Origin of the sequence: Acinetobacter schindleri CIP 107287, assembly GCF_000368625.1 — a bacterium.
GTDB lineage: Bacteria > Pseudomonadota > Gammaproteobacteria > Pseudomonadales > Moraxellaceae > Acinetobacter > Acinetobacter schindleri.
Genome location: NZ_KB849575.1, coordinates 76,942 through 98,543, shown reverse-complemented (window position 1 = coordinate 98,543; position 21,602 = coordinate 76,942). Strand labels below are relative to the sequence as shown.

Genomic DNA, 21,602 nt, shown 5'->3' with positions numbered 1-21,602 from the left:
AACCAATAACAGAATTTTGAGGCACATATCATGACTTTACGTTTAGGCGATACCGCACCGAACTTTGAACAACAATCAAGCGAAGGTCTAATTAATTTCTATGACTTTTTAGGTGATAGCTGGGGCATTCTGTTCTCGCATCCAGCGGACTATACGCCAGTATGTACCACTGAACTTGGCTTTACTGCAAAGCTTAAAGATGAATTTGAAAAGCGTGGTGTAAAAGCTATCGCCTTATCCGTAGATGATGTAGATTCACATCATGGCTGGATCAAAGACATTAATGAAACTCAAAATACCAGCGTGAATTTTCCGATCATTGCAGATCAGGACCGTAAGGTGTCTACCCTATATGATTTTATTCATCCCAATGCAAGTGAAACACTGACCGTACGTTCTCTGGTGATCATTGATCCGAACAAGAAAGTGCGTCTGATCATCACTTACCCCGCATCGACTGGTCGTAACTTCCATGAAATTCTACGTGTGGTTGATTCACTTCAGTTGACTGATAACCATAAAGTGGCAACGCCTGCCAACTGGCAACAGGGCGATGATGTAGTGATTGTTCCTTCATTGAAAGACGAGGAAGAAATCAAACAGCGCTTCCCTAAAGGTTATAAGGCAGTAACTCCTTACCTGCGTTTAACGCCCCAGCCTGAGCAAAATTAAAAGGACTCCTTTTTAATTTTGCGCAAGACAAACGAAGTGCGTAGTAAAGGATCAGCAAGGTGCTGCCTTGCCCTGAGGAATATTCCGCAAGAAGACGAGAAGCTATGCTTCGAGTTAAAACTAAAGCGTTGCTTTAGTTTTTCGCAAGACAAGCGAAGCGCGTAGTTTCCAAATAGGAACAATGTTCCGTTCTGAGGAATATATTCCGCATGCAGACGAGAAGCCATGCTTCAAGCGGTAAACTAAAGCCGAGTTGCTCATTAAACTAAAATTAAGCTGTAATCAACTCTCCACCATGGAAAGCAAATAGTCAAAATCATAAATATTCATTTCCATGTTGTGATTAAAACCTATTGATGAGCCGGGTTATCGAGCTTCCTATTAAGCCTGTCTTCAGACAGGCTTTTTCTTTGTGAAAAGTTTTATTCTGTTTAAAATAGTGATTAAAACTACAATTCAGAGCACCATGAAAAATTATTATTCATTTTTTATCGTTTCTATCTTTGCCTTAGCTGGTTGTATGACTACACCTGCCTTACCAGAATATCAGCGTCCTGCGCATTGGGGACAGGAAATTCATCAACAATATAATTTCTATCAGATTAGTAATGAACTCTATCGCAGTGAACAGCCCAGCCATGAACTGAAGCCTTTGTTGAAACAGTATGACATTGATGTGGTCATTAACCTGCGTTCACGTGATAAAGATTCTGAAATACTCGACAATGAAAATCTCAAGCTGAGACATATACCCATTCATACCTGGGCTATGCAACGTGAAGATTTACTCAAGGTGATGCAGCTGATTCAGCAGGCACGGCAAAATAATGAAAAGGTATTATTACACTGCTATCACGGTTCTGATCGTACCGGTACCAGTGTAGCCATGTACCGGATTATTTTTCAGAACTGGAGTATTGATGATGCGGTAACAGAAATGAAACATGGCGGTTATGGTTTTCACAGTATCTGGCGCAATATTGAAAAATTATTTACTCCTGAAAATGTAAAATGGATCCGAGAGCAACTCACAGATCCATCTTGAAGTTTAAAGCAGACTTAAATTAACGTTTATCTAAAGGCACCCAATCGTTAACCCAGGCTGATTTCATGTTCAAACTGGCATCAGAGGCGATTTTCTTACGGATCGCATCAGCTGCTTCACGGTCTTTCGATGGACCAACCATAATCCGTATTCCTTTTGAGGTTGGGCTCTTGGTCACCTTATAGCCTTTGGCACGCAGTTTTGCGGCAATCGCATCAGCATTGGCTTCATTGGCAGCCAGTGCCACCTGAACCATCCACTGCTTGTCATCTTCGCCTTCCAGCAACTTACGTGCTTTTTCAGCTTCGGCCTTTTTCTTGGCTTCTTCAGCTTTACGTTTTTCCTCAGCCTTACGTTTCTCTTCGGCGGCTTTTTGTTCAGCCTCTTTCTTCTCAGCCGCTTTACGCTGTTCTTCTGCTTTCTGCTGTTCGGCTTTACGCTTTTCTTCCGCCTTACGTTTTTCTTCAGCAGCCTTGCGCTCAGCTTCTTTCTTCTCAGCCGCTTTACGCTCTTCTGCCTTGCGCTTTTCCTCTGCAGCTTTACGCTCAGCTTCTTTCTTCAGAGCATCAGAAGAATCTTGCTGCTGGGTTAAATTCTGCTGCTCAAGCTTTTTTTGCGCGGCCGCTTTGTCCTCGGCTAAACGTTTCTGTTTGGCCTGTTCATCTTCTACCAGTTCTGGCGGAATATTGTCTGAGCTTTGCTGGCCCATACGGTGTGCATTTAGGGCAGCATATTCTTCAGCCGCCTTACGTGCTGCATCCGCTTCAGCCTGCTGTTGCATCGCCAGGAATTCTGCTGCACGTGCTTCCTGCTCAGCTACGGCCTTTTCACGGTCACGGCGCTGCTGCTCCAGAAGACGTTTTTCAGTTTCAACATCTACCGTCAATGAACTCGGACCAGCTACATCCCGACTTTCTACCTGAGCTGGCTGTTCTGGCACATTCACACTATGATGATCAATTTCTGCTTTGCCTTTCAGGAGTAATGCTGCCAATAAAACACCACCACCTAATAAAACAACGCCTCCCATCCAGCGTTGTTTGTTATTCATTGACATTCTTCCAAATACTCCCATACCGCTTCTAACGTATGAAATGAACCACACACTAAGATCAGCTGATTATTATTCGTTTCATCCAGCGCTGATTGAAAAGCTAATTTAACATTGTTATAGGTTTCCACCGCTTGCCCGGCTAAAGCATCAGTCAATACCGACAGCTCTGCTGCACGTGGAACATTTAACGGTGCAATTTTCCATAATCGGATACTGTCTTTCAATAACCCGACTACAGAATTTATATCTTTATCACCTAACATCGAAAAGACACAGACTACTTCCGAAATCTGCGAATGATGATTTAAATAGTGACTTAACTGTTTTAACAGGAACTCGACCCCATGCGGATTATGCCCGGCATCAAATATCACAGTTTTATTTGTAATTTCACGAATCTCAAAACGACCTGGCAATTTTGCCGTCTGAATTCCTTGTGCAATGGCTTCCTGACTGACTTCCAGACCACTCACCAGAATTGCTGCAACAGCTGTCGAGATATTATCCAGTGCCAATGAACCTGTCGGAAGTTTCAGTGTTGTCCCGGAAGATGCAAAACTCCAGGATGCACCATCTTCAAAGGCTTCATAAAAATAATCACGATTGATGGTATATAACGGCGCTGTACATTCGGCAGCCTTATCTAAAATCGCTTGAGGAATGTCCTGCTGTCCGCCAAAAACCACCGGAATATTTGGGCGGATAATGCCGGCTTTTTCAAAGGCAATTTTTTCAATAGTATCACCGAGCCAGTCGGTATGGTCCAGACCAATATTGGTAATCACTGCAACGTCTGGATTGACGACATTGACCACGTCCAGACGACCACCCAACCCTACTTCCAGCACCCATACATCACACGCTTCATTTTTAAAAATAACAAAGGCAGCGAGTGTGGTTGCTTCAAAGAAAGACAGGCTCAAACCACATTCGCGGCGAGCCTGATCAACTTCAACAAAAGCATCTACCAGCAACTGATCTTCAACTTCAATACCGCATAGTTTGACGCGCTCATTAAAGCGATACACATGCGGGGATTGATACAGACCCACCTTCAAACCTTGTGCATTTAGAATGGCGGCCAAGGTGGTCGTGGTCGAACCTTTACCATTGGTTCCAGCAACGGTCAGCACTTTGGCTTCAGGCTGTGTAACGCCCAGCTTTTCAGCGACTGGAATGACCCGTTCCAGACCTAAATCAATACCCGTAACGTGAACATGGCTCCAATAATCGAGCCATGTATCTAAAGAATCTGTTGCTAAAGGTGCTGCTGTGTTCAAGGCAAATTCATCAATTTCGTGACAATACGATAGACTGTATCACGTAATGCATGACGGTGAACAATTTGGTCGATCACACCATGATCAAGCAAATATTCTGCACGTTGGAAAGGTTCTTCCAGCTTTTCACGTACTGTTTGTTCGATGACACGTTTACCCGCAAAACCGATCATTGCTTTCGGTTCAGCAATATGCACATCACCTAACATAGCCAGAGATGCAGTTACACCACCATAAACCGGATGGGTAAGCACGACTACGTATGGCAGACCTGCTTCTTTCAGACGCTGGATTGCAGCTGATGTACGAGCCATCTGCATCAAAGACAACATGCCTTCCTGCATACGTGCTCCACCTGAAGCGGCAAAACAGATCAATGGCTGTTGCAGTTCAATCGCACGTTCAGCGGCTTGCACAAAACGGTCACCCACCACAGTACCCATTGAACCGCCCATGAAATCAAATTCAAAAGCAGTTGCAATCATTGCTACGCCTTTCAGCTGACCCTGCATCACAACTAAGGCTTCAGTTTCGCCAGTTTTTTTCTGCGCTTCTGACATGCGGTCTGGATAGGCTTTGCTGTCGACAAATTTTAATGGATCTTTTGCCTTAAATTCTTGCCCCATTTCTGTCTGTACCTGGTCAAAGAACCAGTTCAGACGGTCACGTGCCTTCATTCTCAGATGTTCATCACATTGTGGACAAACATAGGCATTAAATGACATCGCGGTACGTGTCACCAAAGCATGACATTCTGGGCACTCAATCGTTGGCTCAGTAAATGTCGCCTTAAGTGCGGTTTGCTCATCAGGAACATCAATACCTGGAACTGTACGTTCCGTCCATGGGGTCGATGGGCTCAGAATTTTGCCTGATTTGACTGGTTGACTCATACTAACTCATCGAGCGCTGCTCGAAGCTCCTTGACTTTATTCACCGTTTCGACAACGGCTTGTTCTGGCGCGAGCGTTGCAAACTGCTTCACGAACGCACTTCCTACAATCACTGCATCGGCAGCAACACCCATCGCTTTCGCAGATGCAGCATCACTGATACCAAAACCAACGCCAACAGGAACATCTGTCTCGGTCTTAATTTTCTGAATGCGGGCTGCAGCTTCAGATACATCTAAAGTTGCTGCACCGGTCACCCCTTTTAGTGACACATAGTAAATAAAGCCGCTGGCCTGTTTTACCACGTGCTGAATACGGGCATCGGTCGAAGTTGGCGCCAGCAGGAAGATTTGATCCATGTCGTATTTTTGCAATACGATTTTCAAATCATCTGCTTCTTCAGGTGGCAGATCCACCAGAAGTACACCATCGACTCCACATTCATGAGCATAAGCCACGAACTTTTCATAGCCAATCACTTCAACAGGGTTTAAATAACCCATCAGAACCACTGGAGTTTCGTTATCTTTCTGACGAAACTCTTTCACCATTTCCAGAGCATTCAGGGTATTGGTTCCGCCTGCAAGTGCGCGTTCAGCAGCAAGTGCAATCACGGGACCATCCGCCATCGGATCTGAAAATGGAAGACCCAGTTCAATCACATCGACACCGGCATCTACCATTTGATGGAGCAGAGGTACAGTCACCTCAGGATGCGGGTCACCAGCCATAACATAAGAAACTAAAGCTTTACGCTGTTGAGATTTAAGTTGTCCAAATCGTGTGGCTAAACGTGACATAGGGTTGTGCGTTCCTTAACGTGTTTTCAAACTTGAAGCGTTGACTATTGTAGAAATACAAGACACCGCATTGTAACGCTATTTTTTGTTCATTGAACAGTACACAGCGAAGCGGTATTGTATTTCATTTCCTGCGCGAAGATTTCAGAACAACCCGAAAGACAGTATTTACGAATATTTTGATTTTTTTCTCAATGATCAAAGATGACTAATTTCGCTATTCTGTAAAATATTGAATGTTTAGATAAACTTATTTTTATCACCAAAAACTGAATAAAAACACAGGTGTTAGCGCATATATTTAAAGTTTTCTGAAATTGCAAAACCTGCTTTATACTACGCGCACTTTTTTACTTTTCTATCTCCTATGCAGACTGATTCAGAAGCTACAGTGCAGGCACGGGCCATTGCACTGTTGCCGCTTATTGTATTTTTAACAATATTTTTAGGCAGCGGGATTTATCACACCATGATTGGAACCGAGTTCGCGTTCTATCAGGTGAAAGCGCCTGTTGCTGCCCTGCCTGCGATTATCTTGGCTGCATTAGTGTATCGCGGCAAACTCAACCAGGGCATTGAAGAATTTCTTAAGGGTGCCAGCCATCCTAACCTGATTCTGATGTTCATGGTGTTTATGCTGGCGGGGGCATTTGCCAGTGTCAGCAGTGCCATTGGCAGTGTCGATGCCACCGTGCAAATGGGTCTATCGGTGATTCCACCAGAATTTATCTTGCCGATGCTATTTATTATTTCGGCATTCATTGCAACTGCAATGGGTACCTCAATGGGAACGATTGCTGCCTGTGCACCGATTGCCTTTGGCTTTACTCAAGCCACAGATATTACCGTGATTCATGCCATTGGTGCTGTTGTCGGTGGTGCGATGTTTGGTGATAACCTGTCGATGATCTCGGATACTACGATTGCGGCGACCAGCAGCCAGAAAGTCCAGCTACGGGACAAGTTCCGGGTCAATGTCTGGATTGCGGTGCCTGCGTCAATTGTCACTATTGCGATTTATTTCTTTCACACCAGCACAACAAGCGGCGTAGAATATAAGGAGTTTAACTGGCTATTAGTCCTGCCTTATATTGCGGTTTTTGTCTTGGCCTTTAGCCGTTTACACGTTCTGGCTGTGCTGACTATTGGGGTGCTACTTTCCGGCTTATTTGGTCTGTTCGCGACATCAGAGTTTGACCTGCTCAAACTGAATACTTCAATTTATGATGGTTTTGTGGGAATGTTCGAAGTCGCTTTGCTGTCGATGTTCCTCGGTGGTTTGTCCGCCATCATGCAACGTGAAGGTGGCCTGCGCTGGCTGATTGAACGCATCTATGCGCTAACCCGTTTATTTAAAGTTGGCCGTCAACGTGCCGGTGAAATTGGTATCAGTTTTCTGGTAATTTTCTCGAACCTGTTTGTGGCCAATAATACCGTGGCGATCATCTTGTCTGGTGATATGGCACGTGAAGTGGCAAAAGAATATGGCGTTGATCCAAAACGATCTGCTGCCTTGATGGATATTTTCTCTTGCGTAGTTCAAGGTCTGATTCCTTACGGCGCACAACTATTGCTGGCCTGTTCGATTGCCAAGCTGTCTCCGGTAGAATTGATTGGTGGCGTTTATTATTGCTGGATTCTGGCGATCTTTGCAGTACTGGCAATTGCATTTAGGTTTCCCCGACTCAAAGCAAATGCTTAAGCAGTAAAAGTAAAAATCGGCGATCCTTATGGGTCGCTTTTTTATTTCTATTTTTCTTCCTTTGTATTGAAGAGTTTTCGTGCCTGTAAAAGTGTTTGTCCTGTTGCTGCCTTATAGGCACGCGCCAATGCAGATTGATCAGAATAATCCAGCTGCTGAGCAATTTCAGTCAGGCTAAGTCCCTGCTGTAATAACATCTCACAGCGTTTCATTCGCTCCTGTTCCAGCAACCTTTTAAAGGAACTGCCCTGCTCGCTTAAATAACGCTGCAAACTCCGTGATGACATCCATAGCTGCTGTGCCAGTTGTTCAATTTTAATTGCTTGATATTCAGTACGTAGCTGATCAGCAATAATTTTTCGTGCCTGCTGTAATATTGATTCATTTGAAGACCTGGTAGCAATGGCTTCTTCAGCCTGGCGGACGAGCAGCTGTAACAGCATCGGATCAGCCTGTTCTGACCTGAATTGTAAATCTTGTAAGTCCAGCTCAAAACCATAATGGGCCTGAGAAAAACGCACGTCCACGCCAAAGAATTTCTGATAATGCCGTTGCGCCATCAACGGTGCATGAGCTAACCGAACACAACGTAATACCAGCGGATGATCCTGTAAAATATAACGACCCAGTTGCACCATCGCTGCAATCGTTAATTCATTCAGTAACTGGTATTTCTCATGCAGAAAATCCCAGTACAGTTCAATACTTTGTTCATGCTGTTTTATCTGCAGAGGGACAAACTCACTACCGTCCACTACTAGCCGTTGAAAACGCATGATATAACCGATCATCTCGGAAATACTGCTACTTTTCGAGGCCATATAACCCAATACCCCAAAATGCTCCGGACGAATAGAATGGACAATTTCAAAAATTAATTGCGGGCAATGCAGATACGTTTGGGTCCTTTCAATAACTGTGTTTAATAATTCAAGAGGAACTTCAGTATCAAAAGGCTGATCAATTAAATGGCGCAGTGGAGTATTTAGATCTTCAAGAAAATCAGCCTGCAGGGGTTCTATATTCAGGCTGCGCAGATGCGTAGCCCACAGTTGAATATAACCATTTGATATTCTTATGTCCTGCATGTGTAATTCTCGATGAGTGCAGCAATTTGACAAGTTTTATTTTCATTTGGCGTAAAATGTATAAAAATTGGCAATAACTGTCAAAACAATTTGTGTAATGGTCGACATACTGTCAGCATCGACATCAACAAGAATGACAAAAGATGAATGCACCATTAAAAACAACTGTACAGCCGGTGGTTCGCACCAATCTTGACTTTAAACTTGATGAAATTCCTCGCTTCTGGTTTGGCGGTGATCCTTTCCTAACCCGTATGTTTGACGCCTTGAGCCTGACTTTCCCGGATGGTGAACGCTACTTCATTCAAAGCGTACGCCTGTTTCGCGATAAAATTACCGATCCTGACCTGCAAAAACGTGTAGCAGACTTTATCCGTCAGGAAGCACAACACGGTATTGCGCATGAAAAGATGAACCAGATCATGAAACAGCAAGGTATGCCGGTAGATCAATTCATTCAGCGTTTAAACAGAATTTTTAAATTCGAACTGGAAAAACGCTCACCTCAATACAACATTGCCATGACCGCTGCGGCTGAGCATATGACTGCGCTGATGGCAGAAACCTTCTATGCTTATAAAGACACCTTGAAAGAAGCGCATCCTTATGTGCGTGCCCTGTTTGCCTGGCATGCAATCGAGGAAATGGAACATCGTGATGTTGCGTTTGATGTAATGAAACAAGTGGGCGATGTACCAGAAAATCTACGAAAGTTCACCTTAGCATGGACCAGTGTATTGATGATCGGCTTTACCATTTATCGGGCCAATGTGATGTTAAAGCATGACGGGTTTACGCCACGCCAACGTCTGCAGATGAATATTCGCGGCCTGCCATGGTTCTTTGGCAGAAAAGGCAAGCTGACCCGTATGGGCAAACAGTATCGTGACTGGTTTAAAAAGGATTTCCATCCTAGCCAGCATCCCGTGATTGCTCAATACGACGTCTGGGTAAAAACACTGAGTGAAACCGATGATCCAATTCAGGCAGGTGAAGCATTCTGGCGAGCAGCTAAAGACTAAAAAAATAAAAGAAAAAAGCCTTTAACTAAAGGCTTTTTTCTTGCTGATGATTACCATTTGGCATAATGCTGTTCAAGCAAAACATATTCATCTAGCAATACATATTCCTGATCATCCTGCTGAATGGTCCCGGATACTCGTGCCTGCCATTGGCTAAACTGGCTACCGACCAGACGCAGATTCAGATTTTCATAACGGCGCCAGCCCGTAGTCACACGCAAATTTAGCTTCTCATCCAGTGAGTGTATACTCCACTGATTTTCTGATTCCTGCTGAAACAGCACGTCGGTCAAGGCATAAATCTTACCGTTCACCCATAGACAGTTTTCATTGCCAAAGCTTTCATTTACGCCTGATGCAAGATTAATTCCAATCCGGTTCTGCTTGGTATCCCAAAAATTACAGGATAACCAGAACCATGCTGTTTCGGGACGCAGAAAACCACAGGTATCATCCAGTGAAGCAAAGGTACGTTCATTAAACTGGATGGTCTGCCCTTGTTTGTTAACAAAATGTCCTTCACAGCCTAAAGTCGTTAATTTCTGGGTATAAGTCCAGCCATTAATACCTGTTGGACTACACATACTGAGTGGATCTGTTCCGGCACAGAAAATCCGGGCACTCAGCTTTATATCTCCATATTTGGTCACAGTGATATAACGCACACCATTGGCATGCTGAATTTCAATCTGGTAAGGAGATTTATGGAAATAACTATGATTAAACAGCGGCTGTTCATCTAAAACAGTGTGACGTGACAGAAAATTGATCGCATTCCATTCCCGTACTTCATTGGTCTGATGATCATAGATATAGAAGAAACCATGCCCTGCCCAGGCAATATCAGCGATCGCTACGCCAATACTGTAGTGTTCATGCTGAATGCTACAGAATTTGAATTTTTTGTATTTAAGATGCTTACGCCAGCCGGCAACAATCTGGCCATAAGGAGTTTTGTACTGGTAAGCATTGTAATCGATACTTTTGGGAATCTCTTTGAAACGTCCGTAACGGGGTTGTCCATTTGCCTGAATTAAATCCATATAAGGCATTCCATCTAAGTCGGAGAGTTTATACAGCCGTGTTCAATATTATGCTAATTCCTTAGTCTTGATAAGGAAATTTTTCTACCGTTTATCGCCAAATTACTAGCAAGAATTTGATTTCATTTGAATCTTATTCTTTTTCTGAGGATCCAAAATTTTAGTTATCTGTATAGGAGACTTTTTTTGCGACATGGATGTCGCCCGTTGAGCAGCATTATCAGGATGTAATGTCTGCTGATTAAAAAACCTTTGGTTACTTTGGGCTTTTCCAAAGTAATATCTACCTGCAGAAAAGTTTTTGAAGCATTTTTCTCGCACACCCATTTTCATTATAAGTCTGCATATTGATTCTTTAGTAAATTATTACTTTTGTTTCGGCAAAAGTAACAAAACTATTTTGTATTTCTGATGCTACTTTCCTGTTTCACAGAAATACGGGTGACATCCATGTCGCTGATTCACGATTCAAATTTCTGGAAAATATTCCATCTTTTTAAAAATAAAAAATCGCACTCAATTGCTTGAATACGATTTTTAAATCCTCCCAACCCTCCTTTTTCAAAGGAGGGCTATTCCCTCTTTGATAAAGAGGGTTAAGGAGATTGTTTACATCTCGACCATTTCCACGCCATCAATGCCTGCAACAGTCATCAAGTCTTTGTCACCACGACCTGAAACAGTGGCAATGATGATCTGGTCTTTAGACATCGTTGGAGCAAGTTTAGTCACGTATGCCATCGCATGTGAGCTTTCTAGCGCAGGAATAATACCTTCGATCTTGGTGAGGTCACGGAAACCTTGTAATGCTTCTTCATCATTGATCGGTACGTATTTCACGCGATCCATATCTTTCAGGAAGCTGTGTTCCGGTCCAACACCTGGATAATCCAGACCCGCAGAAATCGAATGCGTTTCGATAATCTGACCTTGTTCGTCAGACATCAGATAAGTGCGGTTACCGTGTAGCACACCGACATGACCAGCATTCAATGGCGCAGAATGCTTACCACTTTCGATACCATGACCTGCTGCTTCAACGCCATACATTTTCACATCTTGATCATTCAAGAATGGATAGAATAAGCCAATCGCATTTGAACCGCCACCGACACAAGCAACCAGAGCATCTGGAAGACGACCCGCCTGTTCCAGAATCTGACGGCGTGCTTCACGACCAATAATCGACTGGAAATCACGAACCAGTTGCGGATACGGGTGTGGGCCTGCTACCGTCCCGATTGCATAATATGTGGTATCAACATTTGTCACCCAATCGCGCATTGCTTCATTCATGGCATCTTTCAAAGTCTTAGAGCCACTTTCTACTGCAACAACTTTTGCACCCAACAAACGCATACGATACACGTTCATGGCCTGACGTTTTACATCATCTGCGCCCATATATACAACACATTCAAGACCCAAACGTGCTGCGATGGTTGCTGTTGCAACACCATGCTGACCTGCACCAGTTTCCGCAATAATACGTTTTTTACCAGATAGTTTTGCTAACAGCGCCTGACCAATCGTGTTATTTACTTTATGCGAACCTGTATGGTTTAAGTCTTCACGTTTCAAGTAAATTTGCGCACCACCCAACTCTTTCGACCATCGTTCAGCATGATAAAGCGGACTTGGACGACCTACGTAGTAAGCGAGGTCACGGTCGAATTCTGCCAAAAACTGTTCGTCATTTTTCATACGGAAATACAGCTTCTCCAGGTCTTCCAGAGCTGCCATAAGTGTTTCTGACACAAAACGCCCGCCATGAATACCGAAATGCCCTTTTGCATCAGGGAATTGGGTATAGTCAATCACATTATTTTGCTGATCCACGTAGGACTCCTTGCATAAAGCGTTCGATGAGTTGTTGGTCTTTAATACCTTTTGCGGACTCGACACCGCCGCTCACGTCCACCGCATACGCATGTGTGGTGAGAATTGCCTGTTCGATATTGTCAGGATTTAACCCCCCTGCCAAGATCAAAGGAATATTGAGTTTAGGGAAAGTGGTCCAGTCAAAACTATGCCCTGTTCCACCTTTTAAGTCTGGATGCCATGCGTCTAACAGCACTGCACTTGCGCCTGCATCCTGATATTTTTGAATTTCAGCTACTACATCCAGACCGGGTTTGACCTGAATGGCTTTGTACCAACGGCGTCCAACCTGTCTGGCTATCGACCAACACTGCTCTGGAGTTTCATCACCATGAAATTGCAGGATATCCAGCGGCACGGTTTTTAAAATAGTCTGAATTTCATCGGCACTGCTATTTACGAATAATCCCACTGCCTGTACATAAGCGGGAACCGTCTGAATCAGTATTTCAGCCTGCGCTAAAGTCACACTACGTGGACTCGGCGGATAAAATACAAATCCAATCGCATCACAGCCTGCATTGACTACAGCATGTACATCTTCAACTCGGGTAATTCCACAAATTTTGGCACGGGTTCGCATATTGATTTGGCTCGAAAATTTCCTCAATGTCATAGCCGATCTATAAAATTGAGCAAATCATTGTAAAGCAATTTTTATAGCTTGCGTAAAGTTCGATCTGATATTTATTTATTCAGATTGTTTAAATGACATGCTCGACTTATACTGCGCTCAACTTGCAACAAGTTAAAGCTTTCTGCTTTAGGGAAGCTGGTGTAAATCCAGCACTGCCCCCGCAACGGTAAAAAATGAAACGTCAATCAGTTTAAACCTCAGGTTTACACCACTGCATACAACGATATAGAGATGTGGGAAGGTGGATTGGCAGCATGGCAACGGCCCTGCACATTTAAGTCCGGATACCTGCTTGTTGTGTTCTTTAACTCAATCATTCACGGGGAGTGAATGTATGGAACACATATCATGACTATTCAATTTCAGCCTGCTGCTTTAGCGGGTTCGATCGCACTTGCGTTGGGTTTCACATCTTCTGTTCATGCTGCTGAACAAAATATTGCTAGAGCATCTTTAAATACGATTGTAGTGACCGCTACACGTTCTGAGGAAAAAATTGAAAATGTGCCAGCGCGAATTTCGATTATTGAGCCACAAGTCCTTGAGCAATCTCCTATAGCCTCATTTCCTGAGCTTTTAAAATCAGAAGCTTCAGCAAATATTGTCCAATTAGGTGACTTGGGACAGCAATCCTCAATTTTTCTTCGGGGTACAAACTCGACTCAAACGCTAGTTCTACGGGATGGTGTCCGCTTAAATACCGCAACTACAGGTGCTGCAAGTATTCCTTTCCTTGATACGACCGATATCAAGCAAATTGAAATTCTCAAAGGCCCAGCATCTGTACTTTATGGAACAGATGCTATTGGTGGTGTGATACAACTCATTTCGAAAACGCCTGAAAAAACAAGTGCATTTGTTACTGGAGAAATCGGCGAAAATAAAACTTATAAATCATTGGTAGGCGCTGATCTGGCCGAAGACGGACTTTATGCCCAAATCCGTGGTCAACGCTTAGAAACAGATGGAACAGCAGTTAAAGAAATTAAAAATAACCCTAAAGCTGCTTTCGAACAAAAAGGCTATAGTGCCAAAATTGGTGTAGATAAAGATGCTTACGGTCTGTCTTTAGACTACAGCCAAAATGAAGGCAACAGCCAATATGATAATTTTGGTGCTTTGACCGATCAGGATTTCAAAAATGAAATTATTAACCTGAAAGGTCATATTCAAGTCCAGCCTTCTATTGAACTAAATGCACGATTATCTCAGTTCAAAGATGATCTGTATCAAAATGATCCTAATTACCTTGGCGAACTTGATTATGTATTAAGTAAAACTCAGGAAGCTGAACTATACGGTAAATGGCAAATCACCCCTCACCAAAATATTTTACTTGGTTCCACTTTCCAGAATATTAAAGGTGACGTTTTATCATATGGCAAAAAATATGATACCGACGTAGATTCTCAAGGTTATTACATTCAACACCAATACAATCATTCTGGCTTAAACACACAGGTTGGCCTTCGTATTGAAGATCATGAACAATATGGTACTCATACAATAGGACAGGCTGCTGTTCGCTATCAGATTCTGCCACTAACTAGTATTTATACAAATATCGGTACAGCTTTCCGTTCACCCACATTGAATGAGCTATATAGTTCATCTGGCAATCCGGATTTAAAACCGGAAGAAAGTATTTCTTATGAAATCGGTTTAGATCAAAAACTTACTTATGGGTTTAGTAGTGGTATTTCCCTATATCGAAATCAAGTAGATCATTTAATTGATGCGACTGGTGCAACGGGTTATAAATTTAAAAACTTGGACAAGGCGACATTTGAGGGTACTGAAGTTTACCTGAAATGGGCTGGCGAACATCTTTATGCGAATGCAACATACAATTATGTACGGGCCCAAGATGATTCCACAAATGAAGATTTGAGCCGTCGCCCTCGTCAAAAAGCAGCATTTACGACTGGTTGGCAGGAACCAACTTTTGGTTTTTCTACTACCCTGACTGCTAACTCATCTTCTGATAATAGCGCATACGATAATGTCCGTATTCCAGGTCATTTCAATATTGATATGCATGGTTATTACAACGTTAATGAAGCTGTGAAGTTATTTGCTAATATTCAAAATGTGGGTGATAGCAAATATCGTACAGCTTATGGTAGCGGCAGTTACTACATCAACGGCGGCCGCCTTGCCTCTGCCGGTGTAACTTTCAAATACTAATTTCATCCAGCTTGAACAAATACTTTTGAGAATCATGTCATGCCTATGGCATGATTCTTTTTATTTACAGCATTTAATTATTTAAGGATCTATTATGGGCCACCGTTTAAGTAAGATCTATACCCGTACCGGCGATTCAGGTACCACAGGTCTGGGTGATGGTTCACGTGTTGCCAAGGATGATTTACGTATCACCGCTTTGGGTGATGTCGATGAACTCAACGCAACCATTGGTGTATTACGCTCCCAGATCAGTATAAGTCCAATTGAAGATAAAGCGACTTGGGACAAATCACTTAGCCTGATCCAGCACTGGTTGTTTGATTTGGGTGGTGAGGTCTGTATTCCCGGTTTTAACTTGGTTCAACCGGTATCTATTGATTTTTTAGAAAATGATATTGACCGTATGAATGAAGCCTTACCAATGCTGAAAGACTTTATTTTGCCGGCTGGTTCATTGTCTTGTAGCTATGCCCATCAGGCGCGCGCTGTTTGCCGTAGAGCTGAGCGCAGTGTCATGTCTGTACACAGCCGTGACCAGAATATTCAGGCAACCTCACTTCAACTACTTAACCGCCTATCAGACTGGTTATTTGTAGCTTCACGTACTTTACAACGTGCTGAAGGCGGTTCTGAAGTACTATGGCAGAAAAATATCAATGAAACTATTGATTAATAAAACCGCTAAAACTTATTAAACTCCACAGAAAAATCTGCGTCGACGATCTTTGCAATAAAGTTCCAATGGCGCAGAATATCGTCATTGTTCCGTCATAATTATTCGACATCATGTATTTATCTTTATTTTTTCAGGTTATCGCAACATGCGTATAATCGGCCATCGTGGTGCGCGTGGGGAAGCACCAGAAAACACCCTCGGTGGATTTCAATATATTCAGGAAATCGGGATTCGCGCGGTTGAGTTTGACGTACGTCAACTTAAAGACAATGCCTTGATTATTATGCATGATGATGATTTTGTACGTACCACAGGCCAGCAAAAGCATCTTTATGAATGCAGCCGTGAAGAACTGTCCCCATATAATCATGCCGTACAATGGTCTGAATGGAATCAGGTTGAACCAACTCCCCTTTTAAACCAGACTTTAAATGTCATTCAGAACTTTGATCATATCGAAGTCGAAATCAAAGAAGTGGCTTCCGAAGCTGCCGCGGAACAAATCACCCTGGAATTACAGCAACAACTCCAGGGCTTTGAACATTCAGCTATTATTACCAGTTTTGATGCCAAAATTCATGCTGCACTGCAACAACAAAAATCACAGTTTAAGCGTGGTTTATTGATTGAAACTGATGTAAAACATAAAGCCATTGATCAGGCACTTAAACTGGGTTGTTGTCAGATTGGTTGGATGAATGAATTGGCCAACAAAGAAATGATTAAGGCAACTCAAACTGCCCAACTGAATATCAGTGTATGGACAGTCAACGATATTGAGCGTGCCAAAGAATTACGTGATTTAGGTGTACAAGGTTTAATTACTGATTATCCTAAACTTATGCTGCAACAACTCTAAAGATAATAATTTTTTTGTTTTCTCCACCTCTTAGATTTAAGAGGTTTTCTTTTAATTATCAGATAGTGAAAAGCTGAGTAAACGTATTGCTATACATCTGTATCTAATCTTATTAACAGTGTACTCATTATGGAGAGCTTCCATGAAAGTACTGACCTGATGGTCATGACTGATAATACATTTTTAGAACTATTTGTTTTGAACTTATTTTTATATGGCTAATACTGATACACGCATGAACTAAATAGAAATTTTCTGCTTCGTAACAGGTCAAATTCTTAATTTTGATAGTTAAAAACTGCACCTTATCACAGCTTAAAAATGTCACATTTCGTTTTAATTATTCTGTTACTCATAAGTACAATACACCTGTGCAATAAAGCTAGTGCCACCCTATTGCCCATGTTAATATGCATAAGTTCAATCCCCTATAAAGCTTAGAGGATTTGGCCTTTTAGATATACCTTCCTAGGTTCAGAAACATCTTCTTCCTAGGTTCCAGGAGTGCTGTTGGAGATGAATGCTCCCCTACCTCAAGCCCCAATTAACTGGGTCGCTGTATTTGCTTTGGTTGCATTGCCAATCGTAGCTGTCATTGCGATCCCGTTGTATGCGTATCACCATGATTTCAGTCTTGCTGCCTGGATCAGTATGTTTGTTTTACTTGGCGTCAGTAGCCTTGGTATTACAGCGGGTTACCATCGTCTTTGGGCACATCGTGCTTATGAAGCGACTTTACCACTAAAAATCATTCTGATGATCATGGGTACATTTGCTGTACAAAATAGTATTTTATACTGGGGCTCAGGTCACCGTACCCATCACCGCCATGTCGATGATGTCGAAAAAGATCCATACTCGATCAACAATGGTTTCTGGTATGCGCACCTGGGCTGGATGCTTCGTGATTATCCGGCAGCAGAACCGAACTACAAAAATGCACCTGACCTACAGAATGACAAAGTCGTGATGTTCCAGCACAAGTACTATGTACCGCTGGTGATTGCTGTGCATACTGCGATTCTGCTTCCTATTGGCTGGGCAGTAGGCGATGTCTGGGGCGTATTGTTACTCGGTGGTCTGGTTCGTCTAATCCTGAGCCATCATGTGACTTTCTTCATTAACTCATTGTGTCACATGTGGGGTTCACGTCCATATACCGATGAAAATACAGCACGTGATAACTTCTGGTTAGCAATTGCAACCTGGGGTGAGGGTTATCATAACTACCATCACATTTTCCAGTACGATTACCGTAATGGGGTGAAATGGTGGCAGTATGATCCAACAAAATGGTTGATCTGGACCTGCTCTAAACTGGGGCTGGCAAAAAACCTACGCCGTATTCCAAGCTTTAACATCAAGAAAGCTGAGCTGGCAATGAAGTTTAAATATGCCGAGCAAGATCTTGCCGTGTATGGTCATGATGTTAATGAAGACATTGCCAATGTCAAAAGCAAGATTGCCCTTGAATATGATGCTTTCACACAAACCCTGAATGACTGGGCCAAGCTGAAAGAAAAAGAAATTCAAGTGAAAAAGGCAGCAGTTGCTGAAAGAATCCATCAGATGGATGACAAGTTGAAGATGGAATTCCAGCTGGTGGAACAACGCCTGTCTCATCACCGTGAAACTTTGAATTTACTGGTTCGTAACCTGAAAAAAACGCCAGTATCTGAATAATTTAGATACTGTACAAATGCTCCGAATTCGGGGCATTTTCTATTTATAGCTGGTCAAAAATGATCAACAGTTTTCGTTATCATTCTTTGTTATAGTGAACTAAACATACGTTAAATCTGATTGCTATGCACTTTAATGCTCGTTATAACACGCTCCCTCCCCGCCTCTATCATCATCAACAACCGGTTCCATTAAAAGAACCTAAAGCAGGTCATTTCAATGAGGCTTTGGCTGATCGGCTGCAGTGGTCGGAACAGGACAAAGCTGAATGGATAGAAATTTGTAGTGGTCAGAAAACTTTTGCTGAATTTGAACCCCTCGCAATGGTATATGCCGGGCATCAGTTCGGCCAATGGGCGGGACAGCTCGGTGATGGACGCGGTCTGTTGATTGCGCAAATTCTGGATAAAAATAATCAGACTATTGAACTACATTTAAAAGGTGCCGGATCTACACCATATTCCCGCATGGGCGATGGTCGTGCTGTATTACGTTCAGTCATTCGTGAATATCTTGCAGGCCATGCCCTAAACTGTTTAGGTATTGCTTCGAGTAATGCTGTTGGTTTTACCTCCTCTGCTCAAGGGATTCAGCGTGAAAAACTTGAACCTGGCGCGATGATGTTACGGACCTCCGACTGTCATATTCGTTTTGGTCATTTTGAATGGATCAATCAGTATCAACCTGATATTTTAAGTGAATTTGCCCAGAAATGTATGGAGTGGCATTATCCAGAATGTCTTGAAGCAGAGCAGCCGATTCTGGCGTTTGCAACAAAAGTTATTCAACGTACGGCTGTGATGATTGCGAAGTGGCAACTGGTCGGCTTTGCTCATGGCGTCATGAATACCGACAACCTGAATATCACCGGCTCTACACTGGACTTTGGTCCTTATGGATTTATGGAGCGTTTCCGCCCGAACTGGATCAATAACCACTCGGATTATCAAGGGCGTTATACCTATCAACAGCAACCAAGTATTGCTCACTGGAATTTATGGCAATGGCTGAATAATCTTGTACCACTCTGCCCTACTGACTATGACAGGGAACAATGGAAGCAGGATTTAGCAGCTTGTTTAGAGCATTACGAGCCGACTTTCCTTGAGCACTATAAACTCGGTCTAAATCAGAAAATGGGCTTGCCAGGTTTTCATAAAGACAGTTTTGATTGTGCCATGGCGTTCCTGCGTATCTTGCAATCTGAGCAATTGGACTACACGCAAAGCTTTATCCGTTTGCAGAATAAAGAGTATGACGTCATTAAGGATGATTGCTTAGACCGTCGTGCTTTTGAAAGTTTCTTGAGCCAGTATGAAACTATTCGCGAGTTTCAAGATACCACTGAGCTGGATACGCAAATGACTAAAGCTAATCCATATTATATTTTGCGTAATCATATGGCCCAGAAAGCTATCGAGCTTGCTGAAGCAGATGACTTCTCAGAAGTAGATCGCCTGTTCAAGTTACTTGGCCAGCCATTTACCAAGCAATCAGAACTCGAACAGCCTGAAGATTTAGGCCCTTTACCAAGTGATGTCCCAGAAGTCATGGTGAGTTGTTCATCTTAATTTATTCACAACTTTCCACTAAGCTGTGGATAATATTTAAATTATCCACAACTTTTCTTTAAATTATTCAAAGCTTATGACCTTGTACCCAATAGCATCTGAAAATCACACTCTCTCCATGAGGTCAGTTGTACCCAATCGTTCAGTGAGAGCAGTGATGTATACAGTTAAGCTGAAAATTGAATATAGAAAAATACTACGAGATATTTACCCTTATATCCGCATCAGTTGGCATATGAATAAAAAACATTAAATTATAGGATTGGAAGAGCCAAATCTCGATGCATCTCCAATCAAAGAGTTGATGAAAAAACTCTTATCAACAGGTGGCTTTTAATTTATCTCGAATGAAGCAGAAAGATATTGAACTATTGAAGCAGATCAAATTATTTGCCTTCTAAAAAAATTATTTATTATCTCCTATATTATTGTTATTTTTTTATTTTCTTAATTCTTTTTAAATTTATAAATGAGCTTATTCCTCAATTATTTTAATAAAATAATTAACAGACTTAACCTAGTAAACTTAAAAAATATAGTGAGAAGTCTCAGAATATATACATAACTCCTATTTTCCTACTCTCTTTATTTTTATGCGTAAAATAATAAAATTGAATTGTCGTTCTCTGTAATTAAAAAATACAGATCGAACACTAACTCTTCATTTTCTAATAATAAAAATAAAAACTGGTATTACTATTTTTAAATTCAGTCACATAATATCCATTCTGTATTTAGCTTTTAGCTCCTACCTTAGTACAGGCAAATTAACCTTTGCTGAAAAAAATAATTTAAAGGAAGGAAAAAAATGGCAACTCAAGATAATGATAACGATACAGGTACTTCAAATCGCGGATTTGCAAGTATGGACTCCGAAAGACAACGAGAAATAGCAAGTCAAGGCGGTCGAGCTGCCCATGCCAGTGGAAATGCTCACGAATTTAGCTCTGAAGAAGCCAGAGAAGCAGGACGTGCGGCTCATCGAAGCGGTAATGCACATGAATTTACCTCAGAAGAAGCCCGTGAAGCTGGTAGCCGTAGTCATTCAGGACGCCGCAGCAGCTATGATGACGATGATGATGACGATCGGGGTCGTTCCAGCGGTCGTGGTCGTGGTCGTAACCGTGATGACGATGATGAGGACGATCGCGGTCGTTCCAGCGGTCGTGGTCGCAGCCGTGATGACGACGATGATGATGACGATCGTGGCCGCTCAATTGGTCGAGGCCGTGGTCGTAACCGTGATGACGATGATGAGGACGATCGCGGTCGTTCCAGCGGTCGTGGTCGCAGCCGTGATGACGACGATGATAATGACGATCGTGGCCGCTCAAATGGTCGAGGCCGTGGTCGTAACCGTGATGACGATGATGATGACGATCGCGGTCGTTCCAGCAGTCGAGGTCGTGGACGCAGCCGTGATGACGATGATGATGACGATCGTGGTCGTTCCAGCGGTCGAGGTCGCGGTCGCAACCGTGATGACGACGATGATGATGATCGTGG

18 protein-coding genes and 1 riboswitch are annotated in these 21,602 nt (G+C 42.7%); of the genes, 10 read left to right on the top strand and 8 right to left on the bottom strand.

The window, feature by feature from the left end; translation table 11 throughout:
- The first annotated feature begins 30 nt into the window (after positions 1-30).
- Positions 31-672 (top strand): peroxiredoxin, encoded by a 642-nt coding sequence (locus tag F955_RS03725; protein WP_004816142.1) that lies wholly within the window; start codon positions 31-33, stop codon positions 670-672.
- A gap of 466 nt (positions 673-1,138) precedes the next feature.
- The gene (locus F955_RS03720) at positions 1,139-1,717 is read left to right on the top strand and encodes a dual specificity protein phosphatase family protein (protein WP_171058631.1); all 579 of its coding nucleotides are present in this window, start codon (positions 1,139-1,141) and stop codon (positions 1,715-1,717) included.
- A gap of 19 nt (positions 1,718-1,736) precedes the next feature.
- On the opposite strand, the gene F955_RS03715 is transcribed toward F955_RS03720, so the two are convergent.
- Genes F955_RS03715 through trpA form a run of 4 tightly spaced genes read right to left on the bottom strand, consistent with a single transcriptional unit; the run spans position 1,737 to position 5,744 of the window.
- Positions 1,737-2,768, bottom strand: coding sequence for an SPOR domain-containing protein (locus F955_RS03715; protein ID WP_004891519.1), 1,032 nt, complete (start codon positions 2,766-2,768; stop codon positions 1,737-1,739).
- Positions 2,765-4,051 (bottom strand): bifunctional tetrahydrofolate synthase/dihydrofolate synthase, encoded by a 1,287-nt coding sequence (gene folC, locus F955_RS03710; protein WP_004891516.1) that lies wholly within the window; start codon positions 4,049-4,051, stop codon positions 2,765-2,767. Before folC ends, F955_RS03715 begins: the two co-directional genes overlap by 4 nt.
- Entirely contained in the window at positions 4,048-4,944 is an 897-nt protein-coding gene (gene accD, locus F955_RS03705; protein WP_004816134.1) for an acetyl-CoA carboxylase, carboxyltransferase subunit beta, read from the bottom strand. The genes folC and accD overlap by 4 nt, the downstream gene beginning before the upstream one ends.
- A complete protein-coding gene (gene trpA / locus F955_RS03700) occupies positions 4,941-5,744 on the bottom strand; it encodes a tryptophan synthase subunit alpha (protein WP_004891514.1) in 804 nt (267 codons plus the stop codon). Before trpA ends, accD begins: the two co-directional genes overlap by 4 nt.
- Before the next feature lie 367 nt (positions 5,745-6,111).
- Between trpA and F955_RS03695 the strand changes: the two genes are divergently transcribed.
- Positions 6,112-7,446 carry a Na+/H+ antiporter NhaC family protein gene (locus tag F955_RS03695; protein ID WP_004891512.1) on the top strand — a complete coding sequence of 445 codons (1,335 nt, stop codon included), beginning with the start codon at positions 6,112-6,114 and terminating at the stop codon, positions 7,444-7,446.
- Between the two features lie 47 nt (positions 7,447-7,493).
- Here the strand turns inward: F955_RS03695 and F955_RS03690 are convergent, their stop codons facing one another.
- Positions 7,494-8,534 carry a helix-turn-helix domain-containing protein gene (locus F955_RS03690; RefSeq protein ID WP_004891509.1) on the bottom strand — a complete coding sequence of 347 codons (1,041 nt, stop codon included), beginning with the start codon at positions 8,532-8,534 and terminating at the stop codon, positions 7,494-7,496.
- A 143-nt stretch (positions 8,535-8,677) separates the two neighbouring features.
- Here F955_RS03690 and F955_RS03685 point away from each other — a divergent pair, with 143 nt between their 5' ends.
- Entirely contained in the window at positions 8,678-9,556 is an 879-nt protein-coding gene (locus F955_RS03685) for a metal-dependent hydrolase (protein ID WP_004891506.1), read from the top strand.
- 50 nt (positions 9,557-9,606) lie between these two features.
- On the opposite strand, the gene F955_RS03680 is transcribed toward F955_RS03685, so the two are convergent.
- The 3 genes from F955_RS03680 to F955_RS03665 all read right to left on the bottom strand — a co-directional run bounded on the left by F955_RS03680 (position 9,607) and on the right by F955_RS03665 (position 13,063).
- On the bottom strand, positions 9,607-10,599 hold the full coding sequence (locus F955_RS03680) for a DUF2804 domain-containing protein (RefSeq protein ID WP_004891504.1): 993 nt from the start codon (positions 10,597-10,599) through the stop codon (positions 9,607-9,609).
- Between the two features lie 609 nt (positions 10,600-11,208).
- The gene (gene trpB, locus F955_RS03670) at positions 11,209-12,438 is read right to left on the bottom strand and encodes a tryptophan synthase subunit beta (protein WP_004891501.1); all 1,230 of its coding nucleotides are present in this window, start codon (positions 12,436-12,438) and stop codon (positions 11,209-11,211) included.
- Positions 12,422-13,063, bottom strand: coding sequence for a phosphoribosylanthranilate isomerase (locus F955_RS03665; RefSeq protein ID WP_004891499.1), 642 nt, complete (start codon positions 13,061-13,063; stop codon positions 12,422-12,424). The genes trpB and F955_RS03665 overlap by 17 nt, the downstream gene beginning before the upstream one ends.
- A 145-nt stretch (positions 13,064-13,208) precedes the next feature.
- A riboswitch (cobalamin riboswitch) is annotated at positions 13,209-13,427 on the top strand.
- A 38-nt stretch (positions 13,428-13,465) separates the two neighbouring features.
- Between F955_RS03665 and F955_RS03660 the strand changes: the two genes are divergently transcribed.
- The 6 genes from F955_RS03660 to F955_RS16765 all read left to right on the top strand — a co-directional run.
- Positions 13,466-15,304, top strand: coding sequence for a TonB-dependent receptor plug domain-containing protein (locus F955_RS03660; protein WP_004891498.1), 1,839 nt, complete (start codon positions 13,466-13,468; stop codon positions 15,302-15,304).
- A gap of 94 nt (positions 15,305-15,398) precedes the next feature.
- Entirely contained in the window at positions 15,399-15,980 is a 582-nt protein-coding gene (locus F955_RS03655) for a cob(I)yrinic acid a,c-diamide adenosyltransferase (protein WP_004891496.1), read from the top strand.
- Positions 15,981-16,128: 148 nt separating this feature from the next.
- Positions 16,129-16,842 carry a glycerophosphodiester phosphodiesterase gene (locus F955_RS03650; RefSeq protein ID WP_004891492.1) on the top strand — a complete coding sequence of 238 codons (714 nt, stop codon included), beginning with the start codon at positions 16,129-16,131 and terminating at the stop codon, positions 16,840-16,842.
- Positions 16,843-17,358: 516 nt separating this feature from the next.
- Entirely contained in the window at positions 17,359-18,525 is a 1,167-nt protein-coding gene (locus tag F955_RS03645; protein ID WP_004891489.1) for an acyl-CoA desaturase, read from the top strand.
- Positions 18,526-18,650: 125 nt separating this feature from the next.
- Complete coding sequence (locus F955_RS03640; protein ID WP_004891487.1) at positions 18,651-20,096, top strand: protein adenylyltransferase SelO; 1,446 nt, start codon at positions 18,651-18,653, stop codon at positions 20,094-20,096.
- A gap of 808 nt (positions 20,097-20,904) precedes the next feature.
- On the top strand, positions 20,905-21,602 hold a 698-nt coding region (locus F955_RS16765; RefSeq protein WP_004891485.1), incomplete at its 3' end, for a KGG domain-containing protein.